16 protein-coding genes are annotated in these 15,700 nt (G+C 62.8%); 9 read left to right on the forward strand and 7 right to left on the reverse strand.

The annotated features are described in order from the left end of the window. The first annotated feature begins 326 nt into the window (after window positions 1-326). Complete coding sequence (locus ACX82Z_RS09700) at window positions 327-3,143, forward strand: Rne/Rng family ribonuclease (RefSeq protein WP_459588290.1); 2,817 nt, start codon at window positions 327-329, stop codon at window positions 3,141-3,143. Between the two features lie 65 nt (window positions 3,144-3,208). Here the strand turns inward: ACX82Z_RS09700 and ACX82Z_RS09705 are convergent, their stop codons facing one another. After that, window positions 3,209-4,309, reverse strand: a complete 1,101-nt coding sequence (locus ACX82Z_RS09705; RefSeq protein ID WP_459911690.1) for a pyridoxal phosphate-dependent aminotransferase — start codon at window positions 4,307-4,309, stop codon at window positions 3,209-3,211. A gap of 196 nt (window positions 4,310-4,505) precedes the next feature. Here ACX82Z_RS09705 and ACX82Z_RS09710 point away from each other — a divergent pair, with 196 nt between their 5' ends. From ACX82Z_RS09710 to aat, 6 genes are all read left to right on the forward strand, one after another. Next, window positions 4,506-5,882: a M48 family metalloprotease gene (locus ACX82Z_RS09710; protein WP_459588291.1), complete on the forward strand. Its 1,377-nt coding sequence runs from the start codon at window positions 4,506-4,508 to the stop codon at window positions 5,880-5,882. Window positions 5,883-5,904: 22 nt separating this feature from the next. Beyond that, on the forward strand, window positions 5,905-6,696 hold the full coding sequence (locus tag ACX82Z_RS09715; protein ID WP_459588294.1) for a DsbA family protein: 792 nt from the start codon (window positions 5,905-5,907) through the stop codon (window positions 6,694-6,696). Window positions 6,697-6,820: 124 nt separating this feature from the next. Beyond that, window positions 6,821-7,255: a type II 3-dehydroquinate dehydratase gene (gene aroQ / locus ACX82Z_RS09720; protein WP_459588295.1), complete on the forward strand. Its 435-nt coding sequence runs from the start codon at window positions 6,821-6,823 to the stop codon at window positions 7,253-7,255. 31 nt (window positions 7,256-7,286) lie between these two features. Then, on the forward strand, window positions 7,287-7,751 hold the full coding sequence (accB, locus tag ACX82Z_RS09725; protein WP_459588296.1) for an acetyl-CoA carboxylase biotin carboxyl carrier protein: 465 nt from the start codon (window positions 7,287-7,289) through the stop codon (window positions 7,749-7,751). An 8-nt stretch (window positions 7,752-7,759) separates the two neighbouring features. Next, window positions 7,760-9,103, forward strand: a complete 1,344-nt coding sequence (accC, locus tag ACX82Z_RS09730; protein WP_459588298.1) for an acetyl-CoA carboxylase biotin carboxylase subunit — start codon at window positions 7,760-7,762, stop codon at window positions 9,101-9,103. 23 nt (window positions 9,104-9,126) lie between these two features. Continuing rightward, window positions 9,127-9,741: a leucyl/phenylalanyl-tRNA--protein transferase gene (gene aat / locus ACX82Z_RS09735; RefSeq protein ID WP_459588299.1), complete on the forward strand. Its 615-nt coding sequence runs from the start codon at window positions 9,127-9,129 to the stop codon at window positions 9,739-9,741. Here the strand turns inward: aat and ACX82Z_RS09740 are convergent. From ACX82Z_RS09740 to gatB, 4 genes are all read right to left on the reverse strand, one after another. Next, on the reverse strand, window positions 9,738-10,202 hold the full coding sequence (locus ACX82Z_RS09740; protein WP_459911692.1) for a DUF2155 domain-containing protein: 465 nt from the start codon (window positions 10,200-10,202) through the stop codon (window positions 9,738-9,740). The two genes, aat and ACX82Z_RS09740, sit on opposite strands and share 4 nt — an antisense overlap. A gap of 226 nt (window positions 10,203-10,428) precedes the next feature. Continuing rightward, window positions 10,429-10,827, reverse strand: a complete 399-nt coding sequence (locus ACX82Z_RS09745; protein ID WP_459911693.1) for an NADH:ubiquinone oxidoreductase subunit NDUFA12 — start codon at window positions 10,825-10,827, stop codon at window positions 10,429-10,431. 76 nt (window positions 10,828-10,903) lie between these two features. Further along, window positions 10,904-11,383 carry a GNAT family N-acetyltransferase gene (locus tag ACX82Z_RS09750; protein ID WP_459911695.1) on the reverse strand — a complete coding sequence of 160 codons (480 nt, stop codon included), beginning with the start codon at window positions 11,381-11,383 and terminating at the stop codon, window positions 10,904-10,906. Window positions 11,384-11,393: 10 nt separating this feature from the next. Further along, the gene (gatB, locus tag ACX82Z_RS09755) at window positions 11,394-12,893 is read right to left on the reverse strand and encodes an Asp-tRNA(Asn)/Glu-tRNA(Gln) amidotransferase subunit GatB (RefSeq protein ID WP_459588301.1); all 1,500 of its coding nucleotides are present in this window, start codon (window positions 12,891-12,893) and stop codon (window positions 11,394-11,396) included. A gap of 294 nt (window positions 12,894-13,187) precedes the next feature. Between gatB and ACX82Z_RS09760 the strand changes: the two genes are divergently transcribed. After that, the gene (locus tag ACX82Z_RS09760; RefSeq protein WP_459588303.1) at window positions 13,188-13,442 is read left to right on the forward strand and encodes a YjhX family toxin; all 255 of its coding nucleotides are present in this window, start codon (window positions 13,188-13,190) and stop codon (window positions 13,440-13,442) included. A gap of 36 nt (window positions 13,443-13,478) precedes the next feature. Here the strand turns inward: ACX82Z_RS09760 and ACX82Z_RS09765 are convergent, their stop codons facing one another. Both ACX82Z_RS09765 and ACX82Z_RS09770 read right to left on the reverse strand, forming a co-directional pair. Continuing rightward, window positions 13,479-13,910, reverse strand: a complete 432-nt coding sequence (locus ACX82Z_RS09765; protein ID WP_459588305.1) for a CBS domain-containing protein — start codon at window positions 13,908-13,910, stop codon at window positions 13,479-13,481. A gap of 51 nt (window positions 13,911-13,961) precedes the next feature. Beyond that, complete coding sequence (locus tag ACX82Z_RS09770) at window positions 13,962-14,705, reverse strand: rhomboid family intramembrane serine protease (protein ID WP_459588308.1); 744 nt, start codon at window positions 14,703-14,705, stop codon at window positions 13,962-13,964. A gap of 338 nt (window positions 14,706-15,043) precedes the next feature. Here ACX82Z_RS09770 and ACX82Z_RS09775 point away from each other — a divergent pair, with 338 nt between their 5' ends. After that, window positions 15,044-15,676 carry a PAS domain-containing protein gene (locus ACX82Z_RS09775; RefSeq protein WP_459588309.1) on the forward strand — a complete coding sequence of 211 codons (633 nt, stop codon included), beginning with the start codon at window positions 15,044-15,046 and terminating at the stop codon, window positions 15,674-15,676. The last annotated feature ends 24 nt before the right edge of the window (window positions 15,677-15,700 follow it).

The raw sequence follows: 15,700 nt of genomic DNA on the forward strand, positions 1-15,700 counted from the left end.
TTCTTCGGCATGTCGGCTTTCAGCCCCGTGCCGTTTGGAAAACGGCAGGGAAACCCCATGCCGGCTCGCTACACGAGCAAATCGCAGCTGGTTCGGCGACCGCCGGGCCTTGGTTCAGAAAGGATCCGCAGGCTGTAGCATGGCTTTCGACACATTCAGGCCCATGACCGCATGTGACCGCGCCTCGACGGCAGCGGGTGGTCGGCCTCACGTGTTGCGCCAGCGGCCCCGGGTCCCCCTTTTATCCGGCATGCCATATCCGTCTTCGCGGCTCGGCGTATCAACGACCTCCCCCGGGACGGTGCGTGCCGGGGAGATTTTATCCCATGCCGAACAAAATGCTTATCGATGCCTCCCACCAGGAGGAGACGCGGGTCGTCGTCGTTCGCGGCAACCGCATTGAAGAATTCGATTTCGAATCCCAGGACAAGAAGCAGCTCAAAGGCAATATCTATCTGGCGCGCGTAACGCGGGTCGAGCCTTCGCTTCAGGCGGCCTTCGTCGAATATGGCGGTAACCGTCACGGCTTCCTGGCCTTCTCCGAAATCCATCCCGACTATTACCAGATTCCCGTCGCCGACCGGCAGGCGCTCCTGCGCGCCGAGGCGGAAGCCGCCGCGCACTCCGACGAAGAAGAGGACGATGAGGACGGCAACGGCCGGAACCGTCGCCGCCGACGCGGCGGAAAAGGGCGCGAGCGCGCCAGCCAGAAATCCGCGAGCCAGGATGAAGCCGTCGGGAACGGCGAAGCTAGCGAGGAAGACGCGCAAGGCTCCGACGCCATCGCCGAAAGCGTAGCCGCGGACGTCGTGTCCGAAGAAGGTCCCGTCACCGATCGCGACGACGAGCGTGGCACGAACGGCGACGAAGCCAATGGTGACGACGACCAGATCGAATCGGTCGGTGCGGAAGACGCCATCGAGGAAGCAGCCTCGCGCCGCCGTCCGGTTCGCAAGCACTATAAGATTCAGGAAGTCATCAAGCGCCGGCAGATCCTGCTCGTGCAGGTCGTCAAGGAAGAGCGCGGCAACAAGGGCGCGGCTCTCACGACGTATCTCTCGCTTGCCGGTCGCTATTCCGTCCTGATGCCGAATACGGCGCGCGGCGGCGGCATTTCGCGCAAGATTACGAACGCTGCCGACCGCAAGCGCCTGAAGTCGATCGTGGAAGACCTCAACGTGCCGGACGGCATGGGGGTTATCCTGCGCACGGCCGGCGAAAGCCGCTCAAAAGCCGAGATCAAGCGCGACTACGAATATCTGATGCGCATGTGGGAAAGTGTGCGCGGACTGACGCTCGAATCGACCGCGCCGACGCTGGTCTACGAGGAAGGCTCGCTGATCAAGCGATCGGTGCGCGACCTTTACAACAAGGATATCGACCAGATTCTCGTTGCGGGCGAGGACGGCTATCGCGAGGCCAAGGACTTCATGCGCATGCTGATGCCCAGCCATGCCAAGATGGTCCAGCCTTACCGCGAAAGCGTGCCGATCTTCGCGCGCAACGGGATCGAGGGGCAACTGGACAAGATGGTCCAACCGCAGGTGACGCTGAAATCCGGCGGCTATGTCATCATCAACCAGACCGAGGCGCTCGTCGCAATCGACGTCAATTCCGGTCGCTCGACACGCGAACATTCCATCGAAGACACCGCACTCCAGACCAATCTGGAAGCGGCCGAGGAAGTGGCCCGCCAGCTTCGCCTGCGCGATCTTGCTGGTCTGATCGTCATCGACTTCATCGACATGGAGGAGAACCGGAACAACCGGGCGGTCGAAAAGAAACTCAAGGAATGCCTCAAGAACGATCGCGCCCGCATCCAGGTCGGCCGCATCTCGCATTTCGGGCTTCTGGAAATGTCGCGCCAGCGCATCCGCGCATCGGTTCTCGATTCGACCATGCAGCCCTGCCCCCATTGCGGCGGCACGGGTCATGTGCGTTCCGAATCGTCGGTCGCCCTGCTCGTCGTGCGTGCCATCGAGGAATATCTGCTCAAGGATTCGCGCTGCCACATCACCGTGCGAACGCCCGCATCCACTGCGCTTTACGTGCTCAACCACAAGCGCGCGACGCTGGCCGATCTCGAGCGCCGTTTCGATCTGACCATCACCGTCGAGGCGGACGAGGAAGTCGGCGCGCAGCACTACGCGATTTCGCGCGGTGCCCAGATCGATCGGCCGGAAGGCTATCAGCCGCCTACGCTTCCCGTTTCCACGCCGACCGTGGACGATGAGGCGGAAGCGGCAAAGGACGAAGCTGCGGCAGCCGCCGCAGGCGCGTTCGAGGACGACGCGGAAGACGAGGCCGAGGACCAGAACCAGGAGCAAGACCGCGCCCAGCAGAACGGCGAGGCATCCGAGGAAAATGGCAATCGCAAACGCCGCCGTCGCCGCCGTCGCCGCGGCAAGGACCGTGATCAGCAGCCAAACGGTGAAACCGAGACCGTCGAGACCGCCGCAGGCGACCTTGACGACGAGGACGCTGTGGCTGGCGAAGGGGAGCAGCAGGCGTCGGACGATGACGGCGACGCCGCCCGCAAGAAGCGCCGTCGCGGCAAGCGCGGTGGCCGCCGCAATCGCCGCGAAGATGGCGAGCAATCGGCAGAGGCTGGTGAGGCGTCAGAACAGGTCGACGACGCGGCGATGAATGCTGTGGAAGCAGCTTTGCCTGAGCCGGTCGCCGCAACCGAAACAACGGACGCAGAAGCCGCTGAGGCAGCGGAAGCTCCGGTTGAGGAAGCCGTCAAGCCGAAGCGGGCTCGCGCGCCGCGCAAGAGCCGTGCCAAGGCTGCAACGGAGGACAAGGCGACATCCGAGACCGAGGCGACCGAAACGGCGGCGAGTGATCTCGGCGATGAAGACGCCAAGCCCGCGCCGAAGAAGCGTGCCACGCGCAAAAAGGCACCGGCCAAGACGAAAGCCGCCAAGGAGGACACGCCCGTCATTGCGGTCGAGCCTGAAAGCGCGGCGGCGGAAGCAGTCGTCGAAGGCCGCAGCGAAGAGGCGGTTCCCGCCGAACCTTCTCCCGCACCTGTACCTGCGCCCGCCGAGAAAATCGAGCGGCCCGAGCCGGCCAACGAGGCAGCGCTGGTCGAGGAAAAGCCGCGCCGTCAGGGTTGGTGGCAGCGAAAGGGCTTTTTCTGAGCCTGAACGAACTCAACAAAAAAGCCGGCTTTCGAGCCGGCTTTTTTATTCGATCTGTAAGCGCTTTATTTCAGCCAACCGGTCAACCGCGTGATGGCCTTGGCGATATCCCCGTTGCTGCCCGCATAGGAAAAGCGCATGTAGCGCGCGCCTTCGAACGGGTCGAAATCGCGGCCGGGTGTCGCCGCCACGCCGGCTTCCTCGAGCATGCGCGAGGCGAATTCCATGCTGTCGTTGGAATGCCGCGAGATATCGCAATAGGCGTAGAACGCGCCATCCATCGGTGCGGCAAGGGAAAAGCCCAGACGCGGCAACGCTTCGCCGAGCAGAGCGCGGTTTTCCAGATAGCGGCCCCGCACGACGTCCAGTTCATCGGTGGCGTCGAAAGCCTTGGCCGCGCCGATCTGCGACAGTTCCGGCGCGGAAATGTAAAGGCTTTGCTGGATACGCTCGACGGCACGCACGAGACGTTCGGGAACGACCATCCAGCCGATCCGCCAGCCGGTCATGCAATAGTATTTGGAGAAGGAATTGATGACCGTCACGTCGTCGTCGAAGCCGAGCGCCGTCACGTCGCCGGCAGTATAGGACAGGCGATGGTAGATTTCGTCGGAGATCGCCGCGATGCCCATCGCCCGGCTCGCCGCCAGCAGTTTTTGCAACTCGTCCGGCGGCGTGATCGCACCGGTCGGGTTTGCCGGGCTGGCGAAAAGCAGTCCTTTCAGGTGCTCGGTGCGATGCACCTCTTCAAGTCGCTTTGCCGTCAGGAACGCCTCGCCTTCGAGATCGATCTCGACAACGTCGATCCCCAGCGCTTTGAGGATGTTGCGATAGGCCGGATAGCCGGGAACGGTGATCGCCACCTTGTCACCCGGATCGAACATCGCAAGGAAGGCGAGGTTGAAACCAGCCGACGATCCGGTCGTCACCGCGATGCGCGCAACAGGAACGTCGACCCCATAATGCTCGCGATAGTGACGCGCGATCGCCTCGCGCAAATCGCGTCGGCCGAGCGCGTCGGTATAGCCTATCGCCCCGCCCGCAAGCGCGTCGGCGGCGGCCTGCCGCACGATGGCCGGTGCGGGATCTGACGGCTGGCCGACCGCCAGCGAAACGATGCTCCGACCGGCCGCGCGCAAGGCGTTGGCACGCGCAAGCACATCCATGGCGTGAAACGGCTCCACTTCGGAGCGGCGGGAGGCTGAAAACTGCGGCACGTCTGGTTGTCCTGAAACTGCAAGGGCCGCACAGATGCCCGATCGACCGGGGGATCACAAGTCCGCGCGGTTCCGGCGCCGGACTTTCCAACCCGCGCCCTCTGGATTAGGGATAGCCGGCACGACGCTTTTTCAGGGAATCGCCATGCTGGCCACTGCAGGACGCCTGTTGAAATCCGTGACCATCGGTCTGCTTGCGCTGCAGTTCGCCTTCGCGCCCCTTTCGACCGCGCACGCGCAGCGCGGCAGCATTCCCGTCGTGCGCGATGCGGAGATCGAGGCGCTGGTGCGCGAATATGCCGGCCCTATCCTCCAGGCGGCGGGCCTGTCGCGCTCGGGTATCGAGATCATCCTCGTCAACAGCAATTCCTTCAACGCCTTCGTCGCGGGCCGCCGCATCTTCATCCATACAGGCGCGCTGCTTGCGAGCGAGACGCCCAACGAGATCATCGGCGTCATCGCGCATGAGGCCGGCCATATCGCAGGTGGACATCAGCAGCGCCTGCGCCAGCAGATCGAAGCGGCGCAGACCATGGCGATCGTCGCCGGCCTTCTCGGCCTCGGCGCGGCCATCGGCGGCGCGACCAGCGGCGCAAGCGGGCTGGCGCAAGGCGGCATGGGCCTCGCGCTCGGCGGCAGCGAAATGGCGCGGCGCGGGCTACTCGCCTATCAGCGCAGCGAGGAGGCCACGGCGGACCGCTCTGCGATCACCTATCTCGAGCAGACCGGCCAGTCCGCGCGCGGAATGGTCCGCACCTTCGAGCGCATGGCAGGCACGCTCGCGCTTTCCGGCGCGCGCGTCGATCCCTACCAGATCAGCCACCCTTTGCCGCGCGAGCGTATCCAGAACATTCAGGAACTGGCGCAGGCCAGCCGCTTCTACAGCCGCGAAGATCCGCCGGCTCTCCAGCGCCGTCACGACATGATGCGCGCCAAGATCGCCGCCTATACGCAGGGACAAGCCACCACGTCGCGCCTTTTCCGCGACACGACCGGTATGCCCGCGCGCTACGGCGACGCCATCATCACCCATCTGTCCGGCTCACCGGCAGCCGCCCTGCAGAAGGTGGACGCGCTGATCGCCAGCGAGCCGAACAATCCGTACTTCCACGAGTTGCGCGGCGAGGTGCTGATTCGCGGCAACCGTCCGCAGGACGCCGTCACCGCCTTCCAGCGCGCAGCACGCCTCGACCCGGCCAATTCCGGCTTTATGCAGTTCGGTCTCGGACAGGCGCTGTTGGCGTCGGGCGGCGCGGACGCGCCCATGAAGGCCGTTGACGCCCTGACGCAGGGGCTTTCGCGCGCACCGGAATATGTGAGCGCCTATCGCTATCTCGCGCAGGCTTACGGCCAGATGGGCGAGATCGCCGAGGCAGAGCTTGCAACCGCCGAAGGACACTATTACGCGGGCAACTTCCGAGAAGCGCGGCAGTTCGCCGCCCGCGCGCAGTCACGGCTCCAGCCCGGTTCGCCTAGCTATGTGCGCGCGCAGGACATAATCAATCAGCGACCGCAGAATTGACGGTCCCCGAAAGGATGAAACGATGAACGCTCTGATCCCAGTCGCAGCCGGCGCGATCGTCGCGATCGGCGCAACCGTCGCGGGCTATATGGCCGGATCGACCCCCGCCACCGCGACGACCATGCCCCCGACCGCCGCCGCCGCCCCGGACCGTACCGCCGTCGAAGCGATCGTGCGCGACTATCTCGTAACCAACCCCGAGATCATGATCGAGGTGCAGCAGGCGCTCGAAACCCGGCAGATGGAAAGCCAGCGGCTCGTCCAGACCGAGATCATCCGGGAATCGGCCGACCGCATCTTCAATGCCCAGCATGACGGCATCATCGGCAATCCGGAAGGATCGGTGACGATCGTCGAGTTCTTCGACTACAATTGCGGCTACTGCAAGCGCGCGCTGCCCGACATGGAAGCGCTCGTCGCCGAGGATTCCGACCTGCGCTTCGTCCTCAAGGAATTTCCCATTCTCGGGCCGGATTCGCAGCGCGCTCACGTCGTTTCCGTGGCTTTCCACAATCTCTATCCGGAAAACTACGACGCGTTCCATCGCGACCTTCTCGCCAGCGAGGCGCGCGTGACCGAGGACGAAGCCGTTCTGGTCGCGATACGCCATGGCGCCGAGGAAGAAGCCCTGCGCCAGGAAATGCAGAACCCGGAGATCATTGCCGCTTTCCAGGAGACCTATGAGCTGGCCGACCAACTCTCGATCACCGGCACGCCGTCCTATGTCATCGGCAATGAGGTAGTGTTCGGCGCGATGGGTCGTGACGTTCTGGCGGAGAAAATCGCGCAGGCGCGCGAGGAAAATCCCTCCTAATCAAGTTTTCGACATCTTTGTCGCATGTTGAGGGTGTGCGTAGCGTCCGCAACCTTTGCGTTGCGGAACAAGGCGACTATAGAAGGTGCGCCGCGCAGGAAGCGCGGTGTGTGGAATTTTATTGATGCCGAAAACCATCCTCGTCCTCAATGGGCCGAACCTCAACATGCTCGGCAAGCGCGAGCCGGGCATCTACGGCGCGAAGACGCTAGCCGATATCGAAGCCGATTGCCGGGCGGAAGCAGGCAGGCTGACGCTCGAACTCGACTTTCGGCAGTCCAACCACGAGGGCGATCTCGTCACCTGGATTCAGGAAGCGCCGGACATGGCCGCCGGCCTGATCATCAACCCGGCAGGTTACGGTCACACATCGATCGCCATCCACGACGCGCTGCGTCTTTTATCCATCCCGATCGCCGAAGTTCATCTTTCGAACATCCATTCGCGCGAAGAATTCCGTCACAAGACCATGGTGGCCCCGGTCGCGACCGGCATGATCTGCGGCTTCGGCCCGATCGGCTACATCCTAGCAATCCAGGCACTTGCCGCCCGGTTTTGACCGGAGACAATAAAGAAGAAGGGCGAAATTAATGTCGACCAAGAAAGCCGGCGTAGACCAGCAACTTATCCGCGATCTGGCGGGCATCCTCAACGACACGAACCTTTCGGAAATCGAGGTCGAGCAGGACGATCTGCGCATCCGCGTGTCGCGCCAGACGGCCCCTGCCATGCAGGCCTATGCCCCGGCCCCGGCACCGTCATACGCCGCACCTGCCGCCGCTGAAGAGCGCGCTTCTTCGGCAAGCGCCGCCGACCAGTCCAGCAATGCTGTGCCCTCGCCCATGGTCGGCACGGCCTATCTCGCGCCCTCGCCCGGTGCACGCCCCTTCATCGAGATCGGACAGAACGTGAAGGAAGGCCAGACCCTCCTCATCATCGAGGCGATGAAGACCATGAACCAGATTCCCGCGCCGCGCTCTGGCAAGGTCACCGCGATCCTGTGCGAGGACGCGCAGCCGGTCGAATTCGGAGAGCCGCTGGTCGTGATCGAGTAGGAGCGACCATGTTTCAAAAAATCCTCATCGCCAATCGCGGCGAAATCGCGCTCCGCATCCTGCGCGCCGCCAAGGAACTCGGCATCCAGACCGTCGCGGTTCATTCGACCGCCGACGCGAACGCGATGCATGTGCGCCTTGCCGACGAGAGCGTGTGCATCGGCCCGCCCGCCTCGCGCGACAGCTATCTGAACATCCACCAGATCGTCGCCGCGTGCGAGATCACGGGCGCGGACGCGATCCATCCCGGCTATGGTTTCCTTTCGGAAAACGCCAAGTTCGCCGACATCCTCGCCGCCCACAACATCACCTTTATTGGACCTTCGGGCGACCATATCCGCGTGATGGGCGACAAGATCGAGGCCAAGCGGACGGCCAAGCGGCTCGGCATCCCGGTCGTCCCGGGTTCCGAAGGCGGCGTGACCGACGAAGACGAAGCCAAAACGATCTCGGCCGAGATCGGTTATCCGGTCATCATCAAGGCGTCGGCCGGCGGCGGCGGGCGCGGCATGAAGGTCGCGCGTTCGGAAGACGAACTGGCCATCGCGCTCGCAACGGCGCGCTCGGAAGCCGGTGCAGCTTTCGGCGACGACGCCGTCTATATCGAGAAATATCTCGAAAAGCCGCGTCACATCGAAGTCCAGATCCTCGGAGACGGGCGCGGCAACGCCGTCCACCTCGGCGAGCGTGACTGTTCGCTCCAGCGCCGGCACCAGAAGGTCTGGGAAGAGGCGACTTCTCCCGCGCTCAACGCTGCCGAACGCGCCAGGATCGGTGAAATCTGCGCTAATGCCGTTGCCGGGCTCGGCTATTCGGGCGCGGGCACGATCGAGTTCCTTTACGAGAACGGCGAGTTCTATTTCATCGAGATGAACACGCGCCTTCAGGTGGAACATCCGATCACCGAAGCCATTACGGGCATCGATCTGGTTCACGAGCAGATCCGCGTCGCCTCCGGCGGCGGTCTTTCGGTCACGCAGGACGATATCCGCTTCAACGGCCACGCAATCGAGTGCCGGATCAATGCCGAGGATGCGCGCACCTTCGTACCGTCACCCGGTACGGTGACGACGTTCCACCCGCCCGGCGGGCTTGGCGTACGCGTCGATTCGGCTGTCTATAACGGCTACAAGATCCCGCCCTACTACGACAGCCTGATCGGCAAGCTCATCGTGCATGGCCGCAATCGCGTGGAATGCATGATGCGCCTTCGCCGTGCGCTCGACGAATTCGTCGTCGACGGCATCAACACCACGCTGCCGCTGTTCCGCGATCTCGTCGACAACCCCGATATCGCCAATGGCGACTACGACATCCACTGGCTGGAAAAATATCTGGCCGCCAAGGACTGAACGGACGAAGGGCTGCGCTGAAAATGACCCGGCCCTTCGCTCCCGGCTTCGAAATTCCGACCGACCTTTTGCTGCGCGCCTATGCGGCGGGCGTCTTTCCAATGGCCGAAAGCGCCGACGACCCGGAAATCTTCTGGGTTCGACCGGAACTGCGCGGGATGATCCCGCTCGACGGCTTTCACGTTTCCCGCCGGCTGGCGCGAACCGTGCGCAGCGGCCTCTTCGACATCCGTTTCGACACAGATTTCGCCGGTGTGGTGTCGGGCTGCGGCGCGGCACGACCCGGCCGTCCGAACACCTGGATCAACCGGCCGATCCGCGAAGCCTATGCAAAGCTTTTCGAGATCGGTCACTGCCACACGGTCGAGGCGTGGCAGGGCGAAAAACTCGTCGGCGGCCTTTATGGCGTGACGCTCGGACGCGTCTTCTTCGGGGAAAGCATGTTCAGCTTCGCGCGCGACGCTTCGAAGGTTTGCCTCGTCGCTTTGGTAGAGCGGTTGCGCGAACGCGGCTTCGATCTTCTCGACACCCAGTTCACGACCGAGCATCTGAAAGGCTTCGGCGCGATCGACGTGCCGCGCCGCAAATATGAGACCATGCTGGAACGCGCGCTGGACGGCGAACCGGCCGCTTTCTAGCCGCCGGCGGTCTCCGGTGCGGGCACGTCGGACTGCGCCTTGCAGGATTTCAGCCACACGTCATAGACCGCATGCTCGACGGCGTTGAGGCCGGGGCTTTCGGCAAACATCCAGCCGGAGAAGATGCGCCTGATCTTGCGATCGAGCGTGATCTCGTCAACCTCGACGAAGCCGTCCGTGCGCGGCTCCTGCCCCTGTCCAGACGAATAGCACACGCGCGGCGTCACCTGCAGCGCGCCGAACTGCACGGTTTCGTCGACATAGACGTCGAAGGACGTGATTCGGCCGGTTATCTTGTCGATGCCGGAAAACTCGGCGACCGGATTGGCGACCCGCTCGATCGGCACTTCGGTCGGTGCTTCCTCCATCATCGGCGCGTCCTCGAAAGGTGCGTTCTCGACGGGCGCTTCCTCGAAGACGAAGCCGTCCGAGGGGGCTTCCTGCGAAGGCTCCTGATAGATGTACTCGTCGGACGGTGGCGGCTGCTGTGCGGGTTCTTCGTAGATATATTCGTCCGAAGGCGGCGGCTCGAACCACTGGAACTGGGCGAGTGCGACCGTCGAAACGCTCGCAAGCGCCGCGCCCGCGAATGCAATTGCCAGCGTCGATTTCATCTTGGCCAAGTCCCGCTCCGGTTGGTCAGCCCTTCCCGCCTAGCGGCAGATTGTGGCGAGAGCGTTGCAGGCGTCAACTGCCGGGCGTCCACGCATCGTAGTCGCCGGTAACGCGCGGGCGTTGTTCCTGCGTGGCGATCGAGCCTTTCGGGCGATAGGCGAACGACGTTCCGGTCAGGTTCGGTTCGTGCGGCTTTTGCCACTCGCGCGGCTGGTAATTGTCATCTTTGGGTGGCGTGTCGACGCGATGATGCATCCAGCCGTGCCAGCCGGGCGGGATCATGCTCGCCTCGGCGTAATTCTTATAGATCACCCAGCGGCGCGTGTTGCCTTCGGTATCGATGCCACCCTCGTAATAGAGGTTGCCGAACTCATCCTCGCCGACAGGCTTGCCGTGACGCCACGTATGGAAACGCGTGCCGAGCGTCTGGCCGTTCCACCAGGTGAAAAATTGCGTGAAGAAGGTTTTCATGGACATGCGCAAATCCGGAAACTGGGCGCTGAATTGTTGGACGTCTTATGGCTGGCCAAGCCGCCGATGACAAGCCTCATGCCCAGACGATCGGGCGCTCGTAAATGGCTGTGGGCATTTCACCTTGGGTTTCACCGACGCGCGCGAAGCCTTGAGCAAGATAGAACGCAACCGCCTTGTCGTTGCGCTCTTCGACTTCAAGCCGGATGCGCGTGGCCTCGGGAAAGCAGCCTTCAACCTCGTCGAGCAGCATGGAGCCGATGCCCCTGCCCTGATCCGCCGGCCGCACATAAAGCTGGCGCAGCTTGACCGTTTTGCCGTCCTCGATCGCCTCAGCGAATGCGACGGCACCGATGGCCGCGCCGTCATCGGCAACCAGAAATTCCGACATCGGCGCATCGAGACGCTTCTCGAGCGCGGCGATCGAATGCCACTCGTCGGTGATTTCCGTGACCCGTTCCGTGCCGTAGATCGGATCGTAGGTCGCGTGCCACGTCTCGACCAGAAGGTCCCGCACGGCTGAAAGATCGTTCTTCGACGCCGTGCGCACGAACATCATACGTGCGTCACTCAAGGCCGAGCCGCGCCTTGACGAGGTCGCTGACGGCCTGCGGGTTGGCCTTGCCGCCTGTCGCTTTCATGACCTGACCGACGAACCAGCCGGCCATTGTAGGCTTGGCCTTGGCCTGTTCGACCTTGTCCGGGTTCGCGTCGATCACCTCGTCGACGGCTTTTTCGATCGCGCCGGTATCGGTCACCTGCTTCATGCCGCGCTCTTCGACCAGCGCGCGGGGATCACCGCCCTCGTTCCAAACGATTTCGAACAAATCCTTGGCGATCTTGCCGGAAATGACGCCTTCCTTGATGAGGTCGACGACCGCGCCGAGCTGATCGGGGGCGACGGGCGATTCGTCGATATCCTTGCCGGCCTTGTTGAGCGCGCCAAGCAGATCGTTGATGACCCAGTTCGCCGCTGCCTTGCCGTCGCGCCCTTCGGCGACCTTTTCGTAATAATCGGCGATCGCCTTGTCGGAAACGAGGATCGACGCGTCATACGTCGAAAGCCCGAGGTTCTCGATCAGCCGCGAACGCTTGTCGTCCGGCAATTCCGGCAGATGCGCGGCGAGTGCGTCAACATAGGCCTGATCGAATTCGAGCGGGAGCAGGTCCGGGTCGGGGAAATAGCGGTAGTCGTGCGCTTCTTCCTTGGAGCGCATCGAGCGGGTCTCGCCCTTGCTGGCGTCGAAGAGACGCGTTTCCTGATCGATCTTGCCGCCGTCTTCCAGAATCGCGATCTGGCGGCGCGCTTCGGACTCGATGGCCTGACCGATGAAGCGGATCGAATTGACGTTCTTGATCTCGCAGCGCGTGCCGAATTCTCCGCCCGGACGGCGCACGGACACGTTGACGTCGGCGCGCAGCGAGCCCTCGTCCATGTTACCGTCGCAGGTTCCCAGATAACGCATGATCGTGCGCAGCTTGGTGACATAGGCCTTGGCCTCGTCGGCCGAGCGGATGTCCGGCTTGGAGACGATCTCCATCAAAGCCACGCCCGAACGGTTAAGATCGACATAGGACATGGTTGGATGCTGGTCGTGCATCGACTTGCCGGCGTCTTGCTCCAGGTGCAAGCGCTCTATGCCGACCTCGATCTCCTCGAACTCGCCCTTGCGGTCCGGCCCGACCTGAACCTGTACGACGCCCTCGCCGACGATAGGCTGTTTGAACTGCGAAATCTGGTAGCCCTGCGGCAGATCGGGATAGAAATAGTTCTTCCGGTCGAAGACCGAGCGATGGTTGATCTGCGCTTTTAGGCCGAGCCCGGTGCGGATCGCCTGTTTGACGCATTCCTCGTTGATGACGGGCAGCATGCCGGGCATGGCCGCGTCGACGAGGCTGACATTGGCGTTGGGCGCAGCCCCGAAGGTGGTCGACGCGCCGGAAAAGAGCTTCGATTCCGACGTCACCTGCGCATGGATTTCCATGCCGATGATGATTTCCCAGTCTCCGGTGGCACCCGAGACAAGGCGCTTGGGGTCGGGCGTGCGGGTATCGATGAGCGTCATGGGATGCCTGTCGCGATTGTCAAAACTGGCGCGCCACTCGCGCGCGGACCTTGCCGGTGTCGCTAGTCCAAACGAGGCCGGGTGGCAAGGGCACGGCGCTGATGCCATGGACAAACCAACTCCCCTTTCATATATCGGCGATGTCCTTCAAGGGAGCCTTTATGTCCACTTACAGTGAGTCCCGGTAAGGCCCTGACCTCTTATTGAGGCAGGGCAAAAGCTGAAACGACCGCGCCATCGCGATGGACGCGGCGATTTTCATTGGCTTTACGCCAGCTTTTCCGGACACACCTTATGGACATTTCCCGCGCCGAACAGCGCATTTTGCATCTGCTCGCTCAGGGCGGACGCATCGAAGTCGCAAAAACCGACAAGAAGATCGAAACTGTCAGTGCTTTCACATGCGAAGGCTGGCGCCTACCGGGCGTCGATCTCATCCTTTTTCGCAAGCTGAAACAGAAGGGAGCGATCGCTTCATCCAGCGGCGGCCCCTATCGCGTCACGCGGCGAGGCCTCGCACTGGTTCGATCCGAACTCAACAACCGATGAGGGCGAAGGCCGGGCGCAACGCGTCCGGCCGGCGCTTCATGCGGTCGCGATATATTGCTTGATTTCCTCGGCCTCGCGCTCGACATCTTCGATGCGCTGCTTGACCACGTCTCCAATGGAGATGATGCCGGCCAGTTTGCCGTCGCGCTCGACTGGCAGATGGCGGAACCGGGACTGCGTCATGATCTCCATGACCTGATTGACCGTGTGCCCTTCCTGACAGGTTTTAACCTTGGCGGTCATCGCGCTCGATACGAGATCTTCAAGCGCCGCCGCGCCGCTGACGCCGATCTGGCGCACGATGTCGCGTTCGGAGAGGATACCGGCGATCTTCCGGCCATCCGCCGTTACGACCACCGCACCGATGCGCTTTTCGCCGAGCAATCTTGCCGCTTCGGCAAGCGTGATATCGGGCGAAACCGTCAATACGTCGCGGCCCTTGGCGTCGAGAATGGCTTTTACGGTCATGGCGTCCTCCTTACACACATATCAGTATGGTGCGCCGGGAACGCCGCTTTTTCAAGAATGTCGGTAGGAGCGGTCGCGACGGTCGAACAGGGCAAGGCAGAAGAAGCCGGCAAGCAGCCCTCCGATATGGGCCTCCCAGGCGATCTGACCGACGCCGGGGGCGGCAAATCCAATGCCCATCGCCAGATTGATGACGAACCAGACCGCAAGGAACGTGAAGGTCGTGCGGTGACGAAGCACCACGCCGACCGGCAGAATCGGCCCGCGAAACGCTGGCTTGCCGGCAAAACGATCAATCTGGAACGCGAAGCGGGCTGCAGCGCCCATCATGCCCGAAATCGCGCCCGATGCACCGACGACCGGCGTCGGATCGCCCGAGTGCAAGACGTAGTGTAGGCCGACGGCTGCGGCGGATGTGAACGCCCAGAACGCCAGGAAACGGACCCAGCCGATACGATGCGCCAAGGGTGAGCCGAACGCCGCCAGCCAGACCATATTGACCACCAGATGCACGACGCCGCCATGCAGGAAAGCGTAGGTGACGGGGCTCACCCAGGCGTAGATGTCAATATCGTACTGGCCGGAATAGCGGATCGGGATGAACGCGAAGCGGACAAGAAGTTCGATATTTTGTGGATCGGTCAGAACCAGTTCGCGAACCGCATGGATACCAGCACACAACGCGATGAGCACTGTCACCACCACCGGAAGGTTGAAGACGGGCTCTCTCTTCGGCGGCGGGGTCTCGCGCCATTCCCGGTCATCTTGACGGTCGAGCGGGCTGGCCTCGTTCATCTCGTGATCTCGCGCATCAGACCGACATAGAGGCGGCACGCACCCTTCGCCAGTGCCCGCACAGAAAAAGACCGTCCGAACGCATTGCTTCGGACGGCCAGATCGAGCCCCTGTACTCCCCGTTTCGAGACTGGAGTGTCGAAACGCTTGCTTCCCGTATGCTTACGTTCACACGAAGCCGTATCCGCGGCAACGCAAACCATTCATTAACCTTAACGGCTCCGAGTCCCGTTAAGAACTCCTAACGGGGGTGGCACGCGGCCTGCATCCTTGTCCATGTGAAGGGCACTCGAAGATACGATTCGTGTCATTTCGATACGATTGGTACAGGAGCGTGAATGATGAGACTGCACGGCACGATCGCGATGTTCCGATATTGGAACATGCTGCGCGCCGGCCGCCCTGCCCCGTCGCGGGCGGAAATCGATCCGACGGCCATCCGTAAATGGCTGCCGGATATCTTCATTCTTGAGTTCGACGACGACAGGTCCGTTCAGTTCCGTCTGGCCGGAACGCGACTGTGTTCGATATTCGGAAAGGAACTGCGCCACACGCATTTTCGCGACCTGTGGAGCTTCGACGACCGGGTCACCGTCTCGGCGCTCGTCGAAGCGAGTCTGAACCAGCAGGCGACGATCGTAATGGACGTGCGTGCGGGCACAGGCGATGGGCATGAGGCGGATTTCGAATTGCTCCTGCTGCCGCTGCATGCCGGTCCCGGCCTGCCGCGTACGATCGGGTTGGTCACCACAGAAGAGCAGCCGTTCTGGCTCGGCTCGCATCCGGTGATGGACCTGCGTCTTCACGGTGCCCGTCTCGTCGACCCGGACGCCATCCCCATTCTAGACATCGGCGCGCGCACGCCAAGCCTGGCGCCCGATATGTTCGAGCCCGCAGATGAGCGCGGCGCACGACGCGTGCGCCACCTCGTCGTTCACGATGGCGGAAAATCGAAAGACGCGGACGACTGAATCCTCCGCGCCTGATTCTTCAGG

The organism is Aliihoeflea sp. PC F10.4, from assembly GCF_054612275.1.